The 12,651-nt window shown below is 70.7% G+C and carries 12 protein-coding genes; 3 read left to right on the forward strand and 9 right to left on the reverse strand.

All coding sequences use genetic code 11. The features are described 5' to 3' along the window. Positions 1-5 precede the first annotated feature (5 nt). Positions 6-851 (reverse strand): ABC transporter permease, encoded by an 846-nt coding sequence (locus KV106_RS18660; RefSeq protein WP_261211607.1) that lies wholly within the window; start codon positions 849-851, stop codon positions 6-8. Continuing rightward, positions 848-1,855, reverse strand: coding sequence for an ABC transporter ATP-binding protein (locus KV106_RS18665; RefSeq protein WP_209543818.1), 1,008 nt, complete (start codon positions 1,853-1,855; stop codon positions 848-850). Before KV106_RS18665 ends, KV106_RS18660 begins: the two co-directional genes overlap by 4 nt. Before the next feature lie 114 nt (positions 1,856-1,969). On the opposite strand from KV106_RS18665, the gene KV106_RS18670 reads away from it, so the two are divergent. Continuing rightward, positions 1,970-2,812 carry an HAD-IIB family hydrolase gene (locus tag KV106_RS18670; protein ID WP_261211608.1) on the forward strand — a complete coding sequence of 281 codons (843 nt, stop codon included), beginning with the start codon at positions 1,970-1,972 and terminating at the stop codon, positions 2,810-2,812. On the opposite strand, the gene KV106_RS18675 is transcribed toward KV106_RS18670, so the two are convergent. Beyond that, a complete protein-coding gene (locus KV106_RS18675; protein ID WP_261211609.1) occupies positions 2,809-4,062 on the reverse strand; it encodes an MFS transporter in 1,254 nt (417 codons plus the stop codon). The genes KV106_RS18670 and KV106_RS18675 overlap by 4 nt on opposite strands. Before the next feature lie 109 nt (positions 4,063-4,171). Between KV106_RS18675 and KV106_RS18680 the strand changes: the two genes are divergently transcribed. Continuing rightward, on the forward strand, positions 4,172-4,756 hold the full coding sequence (locus KV106_RS18680; protein WP_261211610.1) for a TetR/AcrR family transcriptional regulator: 585 nt from the start codon (positions 4,172-4,174) through the stop codon (positions 4,754-4,756). An 82-nt stretch (positions 4,757-4,838) separates the two neighbouring features. Here KV106_RS18680 and KV106_RS18685 read toward each other — a convergent pair whose 3' ends face one another. The 6 genes from KV106_RS18685 to KV106_RS18710 all read right to left on the reverse strand — a co-directional run bounded on the left by KV106_RS18685 (position 4,839) and on the right by KV106_RS18710 (position 11,587). Further along, positions 4,839-5,915 (reverse strand): Fic family protein, encoded by a 1,077-nt coding sequence (locus KV106_RS18685; RefSeq protein ID WP_261211611.1) that lies wholly within the window; start codon positions 5,913-5,915, stop codon positions 4,839-4,841. Between the two features lie 112 nt (positions 5,916-6,027). Next, positions 6,028-7,002 (reverse strand): tripartite tricarboxylate transporter substrate binding protein, encoded by a 975-nt coding sequence (locus tag KV106_RS18690; protein WP_057590734.1) that lies wholly within the window; start codon positions 7,000-7,002, stop codon positions 6,028-6,030. A 103-nt stretch (positions 7,003-7,105) separates the two neighbouring features. Then, positions 7,106-8,146, reverse strand: coding sequence for a histone deacetylase family protein (locus KV106_RS18695; RefSeq protein WP_261211612.1), 1,041 nt, complete (start codon positions 8,144-8,146; stop codon positions 7,106-7,108). Positions 8,147-8,189: 43 nt separating this feature from the next. Next, a complete protein-coding gene (locus tag KV106_RS18700) occupies positions 8,190-9,239 on the reverse strand; it encodes an ornithine cyclodeaminase (RefSeq protein WP_057590732.1) in 1,050 nt (349 codons plus the stop codon). 144 nt (positions 9,240-9,383) lie between these two features. Next, the gene (locus KV106_RS18705; protein ID WP_261211613.1) at positions 9,384-10,592 is read right to left on the reverse strand and encodes an amidohydrolase; all 1,209 of its coding nucleotides are present in this window, start codon (positions 10,590-10,592) and stop codon (positions 9,384-9,386) included. Positions 10,593-10,600: 8 nt separating this feature from the next. Further along, positions 10,601-11,587, reverse strand: coding sequence for a Bug family tripartite tricarboxylate transporter substrate binding protein (locus KV106_RS18710; RefSeq protein WP_261211614.1), 987 nt, complete (start codon positions 11,585-11,587; stop codon positions 10,601-10,603). Between the two features lie 113 nt (positions 11,588-11,700). Here KV106_RS18710 and KV106_RS18715 point away from each other — a divergent pair, with 113 nt between their 5' ends. After that, on the forward strand, positions 11,701-12,651 hold the full coding sequence (locus KV106_RS18715; RefSeq protein ID WP_057590730.1) for a LysR family transcriptional regulator: 951 nt from the start codon (positions 11,701-11,703) through the stop codon (positions 12,649-12,651).

Raw genomic sequence — 12,651 nt, forward strand, 5'->3', positions numbered from 1 at the left:
CGCGCTCACCCGCCCTGCACCTGCAGCCGGCGCATGGTGCGCACCAGCAGCCAGCGGCCGGTGACCACCAGCAGCGCGATCCAGAAGCATTGCAGCGCGAGCCCGAGCAGCGCGTCGGCGCCACGCAGCTGGCCGAAGTACAGGCGCGCGGGAATGTCCATCAGCCCGGCCAGCGGCTGCACCAGCAGCGCGGTCTGCCAGGCATCGGGCAGCAGCGCGAGCGGCAGCAGGTTGCCCGACAGCACGATCACCAGCGGCGCCGACAGCGCGTTGATGCCGCGCTCGTTGAGCGCCGACAAGGTCGCGACGTTGAGCAGCATCACCATCGCGGTCGACAGCGCCAGGCCCAGCCCCATCGACAGCGCGAAGGCCAGCGCGGCCGCCACGCCCACCGGCGGCTGCCAGGCCCAGGCGCCGAGCCCCAGCAGCGGCAGCGCGACGGCGGCGAAGCCCAGCATCAGCGCCGCGCGCGGCAGCAGGCGCGCGGCGATCCAGCCCGCGCTGCGCGCATACCAGAGCGCATAGGCATCGACCGGCCGCAGCCGGTCGTAGGCCACCGAACCTGTGCGCACCGACTGCGCCACCTCGGGATCGACCAGCCAGGGCATCAGCACCAGCAGGCCCTGCGCGAGCCAGGTGTAGGTGATGGCGTGCTCGAGCGTCATCGGCGCCTGCGCGGCGGCCGAGGCACCGCCGTAGAAGGCCGCGAACACCATCACCTTGATGCCGCCCCACCAGCACTGCGTGCCGAAGCCCGCGAGCGCGGCGGTGCGGTACTGCAGCATCTGCAGAAAGCGCGAGGCGAAGGCCGCGGTGTAGGGGCGCGCGATCTCGCGCCATCCTTCCTTCATGCGTCGGCCGCTCCATGCATCGCATAGAAGCGCGCGATCACGGCCTCGATCGCCAGCCCCTCGAGCCGGATGTCCTCCACCGCATGCTCGGCCGCGATGCGCGCGATCAAGGCCGGCGCGGAGACGGCCGCGGGATCGAAGTCGAGCACCAGCGTGCGGCCGTCGCGCGCGTTCACGCGCACGCCGGGCCAATGGGTGCCGAGGTCGTCGGGCAATTGCGCTTCCTGCGCGAAATCGACCACCAGCCGGCGCTCGGCCAGCACCTGCGCGCGCAGCGCCTCGACCGGGCTGTCGGCCAGCACGCGGCCATGGCCGATCACGATCACGCGCCGCGCAAGCGCCTCGATGTCGTGCATGTCGTGCGTGGTCAGGAGCACCGTGGTGCCGCGCTCGCGGTTGGCGCGGCGCACGAAGTCGCGCACCGCGAGCTTCGAGGGCGCGTCGAGGCCGATGGTGGGCTCGTCGAGGAACAGGATCTCGGGTTCGTGCAGCAGCGCGGCCGCAATCTCGGCGCGCATGCGCTGGCCCAGCGAGAGCTGGCGCACCGGCTGGTCGAGCACGCGCTCGAGGCTCAGCAGCGCGACCAGCTCGTCGCGCGTGCGGCGGTAGCGCTCGCGGTCGACGCGGTAGATGTCGCGCAGCAGGTCGAAGCCCTCGCCCACCGGCAGGTCCCACCACAGCTGGGTGCGCTGGCCGAACACCACGCCGATGCGGCCCACGTGGCGCTCGCGGTCGGCGAAGGGATCGCGCCCGTCGATGCGCACGCTGCCGCCATCGGGCCGCAGGATGCCCGAGAGGATCTTGATGGTGGTGGACTTGCCCGCGCCGTTGGGACCGATGAAGCCCAGCAGCTCGCCGCGCTCGAGCGCGAAGGACACGCCCGCGAGCGCCTCGACCGTGCGATGGCGGCGGTGCAGCAGGCCGCGCACGGCACCGAGCACGCCGGGGTCGCGCTCGGCGATGCGGTAGGTCTTGAGGAGGCGGTCGACGACGATCTGGGACATGGGCGGGCCGCGCCGGGGCGGTCTGCGCGACCGGCCGGCGGGGGCGGGATGCTACACGAAAGCGCGGCGCGCGCGGCCACCGGTACGATCCGCGCTCCTGCCGTGCCGTCCGCCATGTCCTCCTTCACCGCGTCTTCTTCCCTCCCCGCCTCGCCCGACCGCCTGCTGCCGCTGGGCCAATGGCCCGCCACCGCGCGCGCCACGCTCGCGGGCGTGTTCACCGACATCGACGACACGCTGACCACCGAGGGCGCGATCACCGCCGATGCACTCGCCGCGCTCGGCGCGTTGCGCGCGGCCGGGCTGCACGTGGTGGCGATCACCGGCCGGCCCGTGGGCTGGAGCGAACCCTTCGTCAACGCCTGGCCGGTCGATGCGATCGTGGCCGAGAACGGCGCGGTGGCGCTGCTGCCGCTGCCCGGCGGCGGCATCGCCAGGCGCTACCAGCAGGACGCACCCACGCGTGCCGCCAACTACCGGCGCATGCAGGCGGTGCTCGCGCGCATCGAGGCGGAGATTCCAGGCGCCGGCCGCGCCACCGACTCGCCGGGCCGCGAGACCGACATCGCGATCGACCACAGCGAGTTCGTACGGCTCGACGAGGCCACCATCGCGCGCGTGGTGGCGCTGATGCGCGGCGAGGGCATGCATGCCACCGTGAGCAGCATCCACGTCAACGGCTGGTACGGCGGCAACGACAAGCTCGAGGGCGCGCGCTGGATCGTGCGCGAACTCTGGGGCCGCCGGCTCGACGACGAGATGGCGCGCTGGGCCTACGTGGGCGACTCGACCAACGACCAGCTGATGTTCCGCCGCTTCGCGCACAGCATCGGCGTGGCGAACGTCGCGCGCTTCGTGCCGCAGCTCGAGTTCCTGCCGCACTACGTGACGCGCGGCGAGCGTGGCGCGGGTTTCAGCGAGGCGGTGGCAGCGATCCTCGCGGCGCGACCGAACTAAGGCGCGGCACGCCGGCGCAGCGGCGCCCATTGGTTCCAGGTGCCCACGGCCGCGACCAGCAGCAGCACGCCCGCGTAGCCCTCGACCGTCGCCAGCAGGCCCAGCGGCGCGACCAGGAAGCCCGCGAGCATCGCCGGCAGGCTGAAGGCCAGGTAGCTCACCACGAAGATCGCCGCGAACAGTTCGCCGCGCTCGTGCGACTGGGCCAGCGGCGCGAGCGTCTGCACCAGCGCCGAGAAGGCGCCGCCGAAGCCGATGCCGGCCACCGCCGTGCCGACGAAGAACAGCGCCAGCGAACGCGTGGCGAGCGCCGCCAGCAGCAGCACCAGCCCGAGCGCCAGGCTGGCCATGCCGAGGATCGCCGGGCGCGGCGCCGCGAAGCGGCCCAGCAGCGTGGGCGCCGCGGCCCCCACGCCCGACAGCACCGCGATCGTGAGGCCGTTGACCACGCCGCTGTCGATGTCGAACACGTGGTGCATCAGCGAAGGCGCGAGCGACAGGAACAAGCCGCCAAGCGCCCACACCGCGACGAACACCGGCAGCCCGCGCGCGAACTCGGCGCGTGCCCGCACGGGGATCGACACCCGCGGCACCAGCGAGGCCAGCGCGCCGGCACGCGGCGTCACGGTCTCGGGCATCCACAGCACCAGCGCCGCGCCGAACGCGAACACCAGCGCCAGCACGCCGAACACCCACGTCACCGGCTGCCCGGTCCAGCGCACCGCCATGCCCGTGAGCAGCGCGCCCAGCGCCAGGCCCGCGAGCGGCGACACGCTGGTGATCAGCGCCCCCAGCCGCTTCTTCGCGGCCGGCGCAGCCTCGACCACGGCCGCGCTCAGCGCGCCGCTCGCGATGCCGGTCGCCACGCCCTGTACCACGCGCGCGAGGATCAGCCCGCCGATATCGCCCGCCAGCAGGAACAACCCCATCGCCACCGCCTGCAGCACCAGCGCCGCGAGCACCACCGGGCGGCGGCCGATGTGGTCGGACAGCGAGCCGGCCACCAGCAGCGAGATCAGCAGCGCGATGGCGTAGATCGCGAACGCCACCGTCAGCATCGAGGACGAGAAGCCCCAGGCGTGCTGGAACACCACGAACAGCGGCGAGGGTGCGGCCGCCGCGAAGAAGAAGGCGAACAGCACCGCCGCCAGCAGCGGGAAGGCCAGGGCCGCGGGCATGCGCCGCGGCGCCGCGCGGACAGGGGTGGCGGCGGTACCGGGGCGGCTTGCGAGGTCGGGGCATTGGGACACGGTGAACTCCTTGGCGCGAAACGGCTCTTAACGCACAAATCTTTGCGTTTGCGATTCTAGGCCTCCTCCGCTGTTAAAGCAAATATCTTTGCGTTAAAGTCGATTCACTATGAACACCGCCGTCACGCCCGCCGTTCCTTCTTCTTCCGCCAGGCGCCCGGGCGGGCGCAGCGCGCAGGTGCAGGCGCAGGTGCGGGCCGCGCTCGAGGCACTGGTCGCCGAACAGGGCCGGGAGCGCGTCACCGTGCCGGCCGTGGCCGAACGCGCGGGCGTCAGCGCCTCCAGCATCTACCGCCGCTGGGGCGATCTTTCCGGCCTGCTGGCCGAGACCGCCACCCACCGCCTCGACCCCGACCGCCCGCTGCCGGACACCGGCACGCTGCGCGCCGACCTCGAGGCCTGGGCGCGCGAACTCATCGAGCACCTGGCCAAGCCGTGCAACACCTCGCTCTTGAAGGCCGCGGCCGCGCTGGCCAACGGCGACGAGGACACCGACTGCCTGCGCAACCGCCGCCGCGAGGCCCTGGCCCTGGTCGAGCAGGCGCGCGCGCGCGGCGAGACCACGCCGACGGCCGAACAGGTGATCGATCACCTGATCGCGCCGATCGTGTTCCGGCTGGTGTTCGGGGGGGAGCCGGTGCGCGTGGCGCTGGGGGAGCGGCTGGTGGGGGAGTTGTTTGCGATCAGGCAGTGAGCGCCGTGCCCATGCCGATCATGTTTAAAAATCCATCAAAAATCGACACGTTTTCGCGATATGTCGATGGCATCGACATGTCTCACGCCACGAGTTCGTCGAAAAGCGCGTCGTTGACGTAGTACTTTTCGCGGCCGTGGCGGCTTTCGCGCAGCACGCCCAGCTTGGCCAGCACCTGGAGATAGCCCGATGCCGTCTGCCGCTTGGCGATACCGGCGTCGACCACGAACTGGATCTTGGTGTACGGGTGACGGAAGATCACCTCGACCAGATCCTTGCTGTAGACGTTCGGCGCCTCCCGCTGCACCCGCTCCCGGACCCGCTCCATCAGCGCTCGGATGCGCATCACCTGATCGAAGGTCTGCTGGGCCGTGCTCTCCACCGCCCGCAACATGAAGAGCAACCAGTTCTCCCAGTCCCGCGATTCGGTCACCCGGCGCAAGCCATCGTAGTAGCCGACCCGGTTCGCAATGAAGTAGCGCGACAGGAAGAGCACCGGGCTGTCCAGCAATCCCTTGTCGACCAGGAACAGCAGATTCAGGATGCGCCCCGTTCGGCCGTTGCCGTCCGCGAAGGGATGGATGGCCTCGAACTGGTAGTGCATCACCGCCATCTTCAGCAAGGGGTCGAGATCGTCGTCGCCGTGGATGAAGCCCTCCAGGTTCGCGAGCTTTTCCCGGATCACGGCTTCGCCGACCGGCGGCGTGTAGATCACCTCGCCTACGTTGTTCTTCAACGCGGTGCCGGGAACGGCACGCACGCCGAACTCGATCTGCTTGATCCGCTGCGCGATCTCGATGAAGAGGTTGGTGGCCAGCGGGCGTGTCTTCAGGGCCTCGAGCCCCAGGTACAGCGCCTCGCGATAGCGCAGGACTTCCTTGGTGTGCGCATCGGCCTTGCCATCGGCATCGGCGTCCGCGCGATACAGCTCATCGTTGGTGGTGACGATGTTCTCGATCTCGGACGAAAGCCGGGCCTCCTGCAGGACGATGCTGCTGATCAGGACGTCCTGGTTCGGAATCTGCGCGGCAAGCCCTCGAAGGTTGGCAAGGACACGGTTGGCGGAGATCGCCTGCTTGAGCACCGCCTTGCTTTCGAGCTCGATCGCAGGCGGCAGCAAGGGCAGCGCATTGAAGGGTTGCAGGCGATCGAATGCCATTCGGAAGGCCGGACATGTACAGGAAACCGCCGATTCTTATGCATGTCCGCCTTGTCATGTTTAAAAAACTCTAGCTTTTAAACATGTTTGACAAAGAAGCAGGGCGCCCGCCTCACTTCTCCTTCGCCAACCCCAGCTTCTCGATCAGCACCTTCTCCCGCGCCACCGTGTCCTGCGCAAACTTCGTGTACTGCGCCGAGCTCATGTAGTCGGGCAGCATGTCGTAGCGACCCAGCGCGGCGACGTAGCTCGGCTCCTCCATCGCCTGCTTGAAGGCGTCGTGCAGCTTCTTCACCACCTCGGGCGGCGTGCCCTTGGGCGCGCCGATGCCGAAGGGCGAGTTCTGCACGATGTCGTAGCCCAGCTCCTTGAGCGTGGGCGCGTCGGGGAACTTGGCCAGGCGCTTCTCGCCCCAGGTGTTGAGCACGCGCAGCTTGCCGGCCTCGACCTGCGGCGCGAAGCCGGTGCTGTCGGCCGCCGCCATGAGCTGGCCGCTCACCACGGCGAGCATCAGGTCGGCGCTGCCCTTGTAGGGCACGTGCTGCAGCTCAATGCCGGCCTTCTGCGCGACCAGCTCGGTGGTCAGGTGCGGGCTGGTCAGGGTGCCGGTGGAGCCGTAGGTCAGCTTGCCGGGATTGGCCTTGGCATAGGCGACGAAGTCGGCCCAGGTCTTGAACGGGCTGTTCGCGGGCACGACGATGCCGAAGGCATAGCCGGTCACGTTGATGACGTAGTTGATGTCCTTGAGCGGATCCCAGTTGATCTTGGTGGTGTAGCCGAGGCGGAACACGCCGAGCGGGATCTGGGCGATGGTGTAGCCGTCGGCCTGCGAGGTCTGAAGCGCCTGCGCGGGCAGGGTGCCGCCGGCGCCGGGCTTGTTGTCGACGATCACGGGCTGGCCGAGGATGCGGCTCGCGTTGTCGGCGAGCTGGCGCATGGTGATGTCGGTGGGGCCGCCCGCGGGGAAGGCGATCACCAGCTTGACCGGCTTGGCGGGAAAGGCCTGCTGCGCGAAGGCGGCCAGAGGCGCGGCGAAACCGCAGGCGGCGAGCGCGGCGGCGCGGAGGAAGGTGTGGCGGCGGAGCATGGCGGCGGGGGTCCCGGCTGAATTTGAAAGAGCGCGATTGGGCCCCGCCGATCGGCACGAGACAACCGGGGCAGCCCTGATTTCCTCAAGGCCGCAAGGACATTCAGGCCTGCTCGAAGCCCTCGAGCACGTTCACCGCGTTGACACCCACCTCGGCCACCGCATAGCCGCCCTCGAACACGAACACCGTCGGCAGGCCCGCGCGCGCGAGGTCCTTGCCCATGCGCAGGTAGTCGTCGCCGCGCAGCCTGAAGCCCGAGATCGGATCGCCCTCGAAGGTGTCGACGCCGAGCGAGACCACGAGCGCGCCGGCCTTCACCTCGGCGATGCGCGCGAGCGCGCTCGTCAGCGCCGCGCGCCAGAACGCGAAGTCGGTGCCGCGCGGCAGCGGCAGGTTGTGGTTGAAGCCCAGCCCCGCGCCGGCGCCGCGCTCGTCGGCATGGCCGAGGTAGTAGGGATAGTCGGTGACGGGATCGGCATGCAGGCTCGCGAAATGCACGTCGTCGCGCGCATAGAAGATGGCCTGGGTGCCGTTGCCGTGGTGGTAGTCGACGTCGAGCACGGCCACGCGTTCGATGCCCGCGTCGCGCAGCGCCTGCGCGGCCACGGCGGCGTTGTTGAGGAAGCAGTAGCCACCGAAGAAGTCGGCGCCCGCATGGTGGCCCGGCGGCCGGGTCAGCGCGAAGGCGGCGCGCTCGCCGCAGAGCACGCGCTGCGCGGCCGTGAAGGCGCAGGCCGCGCCATGGCGCGCGGCGGCCCAGCTGCCGGCCGTCAGCGGCGTGCCGGCATCGAAGCCGAACAGGCCCAGGCGCGCGGGAAAGCTCGCGGGCAGCACATCGGTGCGCATGCCGCGCGTGGGCCAGTATGAGGGCAGCGCGTCGCGCCCGGCATTGGCGGGATCGAGCGCCACCCATTCGTCCCAGGCGCCGGCGATGAAGTCGAGGTAGCGCGGCGCATGCACCTTGGCGAGCAGTGCGTCGGGCAGCGCATCGGGTGCGAGCAGCGGGCCGAGCGCGCGGCGCTCGATCTCGGCCTTCACGTGGTCGGCGCGTGCCGGCACCTCGAAGCACGGCACGAGCTCGCCGCGGAACATCTCGACTTTGCCCTGGTGCAGTGCGTGCCGGTCGTTGTAGATGGTGAGCATGGAACGGGGTCGGCGGCGGGCGCCGTGGCTGGACAGCCGCCCATCATGCCGCACGCCGCAGCACGGCCCGGCGCCGGCCCGCGGCCGTGAGCCCGAACAGGTCCTTGGGATCGTCGAGCTCGGGCACCAGCGCGATCTGCCGGCCCACGCCGCGCTCGATGGCGAGCTGGTGGATGTAGCGCAGCGCGGTGTAGTCCTCGAGCGCGAAGCCGACCGAATCGAACACCGTGACCTGGTCCGGCCGCTCGCGGCCCGGCACCTCGCCGAGCAGCACCTTCCAGAGCTCGTGCACCGGGAAGTCGGCCGCCAGCTGCTGGATCTCGCCCTCGACGCGGGTCTGCGGCTCGTACTCCACGAACACGCGCGCGCCGCGCAGCACCCCGGGGTCGAGCTCGGTCTTGCCGGGCGAATCGCCGCCCACCGCGTTGATGTGCATGCCGGGCTCGATCATCCCGGGCTCGAGCACCGTCGCATGGCCCTGGTAGGCGGTGACGGTGGTCACGATGTCGGCGCCGCGCACCGCCTCGGCCACCGAATGCGCGCGCACGATCGCCATCGGCGAGCAGGCCGAGAGATGGCGCACCAGCTTGTCGGTGGCATGCGGGTCGATGTCGAACACGCGCACCTCCTCGATGCCCAGCAGCGCATGGAAGGCCAGCGCCTGGAACTCGCTCTGCGAGCCGTTGCCGATCAGCGCCAGGCTGCGCGAGCCGGGCCGCGCGAGCACGCGCGCGGCCATGGCGGAGGTGGCGGCGGTACGCAATGCGGTGGTGAGCGTGAGCTCGGACAGCAGCACCGGATAGCCGGTGTCGACCTCGGCGAGCACGCCGAAGGCCATGACGGTGGGCAGCCCGACCGCGGTGTTGTGCGGATGGCCATTGACGTACTTGAAGGCATAGGCGCCGTCGTCGGCCACCGGCATCAGCTCGATCACGCCGAGGTGCGAATGGCTGGCCACGCGGGCCTTCTTGTCGAACTCGCGCCAGCGCAGGAAGTCGTCGCGCAGCGCGTCGGCCAGGGCCGTGAGGAACTGCGGCACGCCGGTCTCATCGACCAGGCGGACCAGGCTGTGGACATCGATGAAGCGGGTCATGGCATGGCTCCTTGCGAGCCTCGTCGCGGCGCTTCATCCCTTCGCATGTCGACTTCGCCATGGCTGATTCAGGATGCGCCTGCGCCAAGGTTGCGGACCATTGTGCGCTCGTTTCGCCCGCCGCGGCGAGCCTGGCGCAAAGCCCTATGCGTTCAAGTGGAAGGGCGCGTTCGCGAACAGCTGCACGCCGTGCAGCAGCGCGTCCTCGTCGAAGTCGAAATGCGGGTGGTGGTGCGGATGCACGATGCCCTTGGCCGCGCTGCGCGCGCCGATGAACGCGTAGGCGCCGGGCGCATGCCGAAGGAAGGCGCTGAAGTCCTCGCTGTTCGGCAAGGGCCGGATGGCTTGCAGCGACGCCGTCGCGATGCCCTGGCGCACCGCCGCGCGCACCCGCTCGGCCACCACGGGGTCGTTGACCACGGGGCTGTAACCGCGGATGTACTCCAGCTCGCACTGGGCGCCATGCGCCGCCGCCACGCCGCTGGCGATGCGCTCCACGAGCGCGGGCACGCCGGCGCGCACCTGTTCGCTGAAGCAGCGCACCGAGCCCCAGAGTTCGACCGCGTCGGGAATCACGTTGAAGGCGCTGCCGCCATCGAAGCGCGTGACGGAAAGGATCAGCGCCTCGTGCGGATCGGTGTTGCGCGAGACGATGGCCTGCAGGTTGCCGACGATCTGCGCGCCGACCAGGATCGGGTCGATGCAGCGGTCGGGGTTGGCCGCATGGCCGCCACGCCCGCGCAGGCGCAGCACGAAGCGGTCGGAGCTGGCCAGCGCCGGCCCGTCGAGCACGGCGATGCTGCCCGTGTCCAGGGTCGACATGACATGCGCGGAGATCACCTGGTCGACACCGTCCATCACGCCCGCATCCACCATTTGCTGGGCCCCGCCGGGATGCTGTTCCTCGGCGTGCTGGAAGAAGAAGCGCACTTCGCCCGGCACCTGCGCGCGCAGGCCGGCGAGGATGCGCGCCGCGCCCAGCAGCATCGCCGCATGGCCGTCATGGCCACAGGCGTGCATCACGTTGGCGTTGCCGGAAGCGTAGTCGCAGCTTTTGCGGTCCTGCAGCGGCAGCGCGTCGATGTCCGCGCGCATCGCCAGCGTGCGCCCCTCCCGGCCGCCGGACAGCCGCGCGAGCAGGCTGGTCGGCGTGGGCCGCGTCAGCTCGAGCCCGTCGATGGCCGCGAGTTCGCGCTCGAGGAAGTTGGCGGTGTCCACTTCCTTGAACGACAGCTCCGGGTGCCGGTGCATGTGGCGCCGCCACGCGACGACCTCGGCATGCTGGCGCTGCGATCGCGCATCGATGGTTTCGGCGATGCCGGCGAGGGAAAGGGAAGGCGTCGATGGATTCATGGTGGGGTTCATTCGGGGCGGATGCCGGCGGCCTCGACGATGCGGCGGTTGCGCGCCAGTCCGCTCTCGATCTGCGCGCGGAAGGCCTCGGGCGTGCCGCCCGCGGCCTCCATGCCCAGTTCCTTGAGGCGCGCCAGCAATGCCGGATCGCGCAGCGCGGCGGTGGCCGCGTCCTGCAGCTTCTTCTGGATGGCGGGCGGCGTCTTCGCGGGCGCCACCAGGCCGAACCAGGTCATCGCCAGCGCGTTGAGCTCGGGCTGGCCCAGCTCCGCGAGCGTCGGGACCGACGGCAGCGCATCGAGCCGCCGATGCGCGCCCACGGCGAAGGGCAGCAGCTTGCCGCTCTTGATGTAGGCGGCCGAGGAGGGGTACTGATCGCTCGAGACCTGGGTCTCGCCCGCCAGCGCCGCGGTCAGCGCCGGGCCCATGCCCCGGTACGGGATGTGGCGCAGCTTGAACTTGAGGTCGACGTTCATCGCCTCGATCAGCAGGTGGCTGATGGAGCCCGGCCCCGACGAGCCCATGTTGTAGGCATCGGGCCTGGCGCGCAGCTCGGCCACCACCTGCTCGAAGCTGCGTCCCGGGAACGAGGGGTGGACCATGAACACGGCAGGCACGGTCGCCAGCAGCGCGATCGGCGCCAGGTCCTTCAGCGGATCGACGCGGTTCGCCTTCAGCAGGAGCGGGTTCACCGTCAGCGTGCTCACGGTGCCGATGCCCACCGTATAGCCGTCCGCGTCGGCGCGGGCCACGGCTTCGGAGCCGATCATGCCGCCGCCGCCCGCGCGGTTGTCCACGACCACCGGCTGGCCCAGCGTGGCCTGCATCCTGTCGGCCACCAGGCGGGCCACGAGGTCGGTCGAACCGCCGGGCGCGAACGGCACGATCAGCTTGACCGGGCGCTCGGGATAGGTTCCCTGCGCGAAGGCCGGAAGCGCGCAGAGACCCGGCAGGGCCAGCGCGAGGGCCGCGAGACGACGACGTGAGAACAGCATGGCGTGGGTCCGTGGGAAGGCTGGAAACGGCCGGATTATGTTGACGCCATCGATCGGCTTCCAATAGATTGATGGGCTAGTTGATAAGCAAACCCGATACCCCTCGATACCCCATGGAGACACCCGCCTCGTCCGTCCTCTACGCCCGGCTGGTCGCGAAAGGACGCCTGCGCCATCTGCAGCTGCTGGTGTCCGTCGCCGATTCGGGCAGCGTGCGGCGCGCGGCCGAGCAGATCGGCATGAGCCAGCCTGCCGCGACGCAGGCACTGGCCGACATCGAGGGCCTGCTCGACACGCCGCTGTTCGAGCGCCACGTGCGCGGCATGCGGCTCACGGCCGCGGGCCGCGCGGTGATCCCGATGGCGCGCAACACCCTGAGCGCCCTGCGTGCCTCGGCCGACACCGTGCATGCGCTGCAGGCCGGTGCGAGCGGCGTGCTGCGCGTGGGCGCGATCCCGGCCGCCGTCTCGGGGCTGCTGTGCCGGGTGCTGCCCTCCTTCGGCGCGCGCCATCCGGCCTTGCGCATCGAAGTGCTCGAAGCGCCGGGCGAGCAGTTGCTGGCCGACGTGATGTCCGGGCGGGTGGACCTGGCGCTGTGCCGCCGGCCGGGGGAAACGCCCGCGCCCTGCAGCTTCGAAGCCCTCGCGCCCGACGTGCCATGGATCGTCGCGGGCCGCCGCCATCCGCTCGCGCGCAAGGCACGGCCCACGCTCGCCGACCTGCGCGCGGCGCGCTGGACGCTGCCGGTCCACGGCATCGGCGTGCGCCGCGTCTTCGATGCGCTCTTCGAGGCGCCCGGGGCGCCCACGCCCGCGCTGCATCCGATCTCGAGCACCTCGCTGCCGCTGGTGCTCGAGCTCCTGCGCGGCGACCGCGTGCTGTCGATGGTGCCCCGCAGCCTCATCGCCCCCTTCGTGCAATGGGGGCTGGTCGCGCGCGTCGCCTACGAACTCGACGGCGAGTTCGAGGGCATCGGCGTCCTGCAGGGCGCGCGGGACGACAGGCCGGCCGTGGCCGCCTGCCTCGAGGCCCTGCGCGAGGCGGCGCGGGCGGAAAGCGCCTGA

The organism is Variovorax endophyticus, from assembly GCF_025376855.1.
Taxonomy (GTDB): domain Bacteria; phylum Pseudomonadota; class Gammaproteobacteria; order Burkholderiales; family Burkholderiaceae_C; genus Variovorax.

What these genes read in the sequence shown, in the direction of transcription:
- KV106_RS18660 (WP_261211607.1), bottom strand. Translation starts at nt 851, where the DNA reads ATGAAGGAAGGATGGCGCGAGATCGCGCGCCCCTACACCGCGGCCTTC.
- KV106_RS18715 (WP_057590730.1), top strand. Translation starts at nt 11,701, where the DNA reads ATGGAGACACCCGCCTCGTCCGTCCTCTACGCCCGGCTGGTCGCGAAA.
- KV106_RS18670 (WP_261211608.1), top strand. Translation starts at nt 1,970, where the DNA reads ATGTCCTCCTTCACCGCGTCTTCTTCCCTCCCCGCCTCGCCCGACCGC.
- KV106_RS18695 (WP_261211612.1), bottom strand. Translation starts at nt 8,146, where the DNA reads ATGCTCACCATCTACAACGACCGGCACGCACTGCACCAGGGCAAAGTC.
- KV106_RS18710 (WP_261211614.1), bottom strand. Translation starts at nt 11,587, where the DNA reads ATGCTGTTCTCACGTCGTCGTCTCGCGGCCCTCGCGCTGGCCCTGCCG.
- KV106_RS18665 (WP_209543818.1), bottom strand. Translation starts at nt 1,855, where the DNA reads ATGTCCCAGATCGTCGTCGACCGCCTCCTCAAGACCTACCGCATCGCC.
- KV106_RS18700 (WP_057590732.1), bottom strand. Translation starts at nt 9,239, where the DNA reads ATGACCCGCTTCATCGATGTCCACAGCCTGGTCCGCCTGGTCGATGAG.
- KV106_RS18690 (WP_057590734.1), bottom strand. Translation starts at nt 7,002, where the DNA reads ATGCTCCGCCGCCACACCTTCCTCCGCGCCGCCGCGCTCGCCGCCTGC.
- KV106_RS18705 (WP_261211613.1), bottom strand. Translation starts at nt 10,592, where the DNA reads ATGAATCCATCGACGCCTTCCCTTTCCCTCGCCGGCATCGCCGAAACC.
- KV106_RS18680 (WP_261211610.1), top strand. Translation starts at nt 4,172, where the DNA reads ATGAACACCGCCGTCACGCCCGCCGTTCCTTCTTCTTCCGCCAGGCGC.
- KV106_RS18685 (WP_261211611.1), bottom strand. Translation starts at nt 5,915, where the DNA reads ATGGCATTCGATCGCCTGCAACCCTTCAATGCGCTGCCCTTGCTGCCG.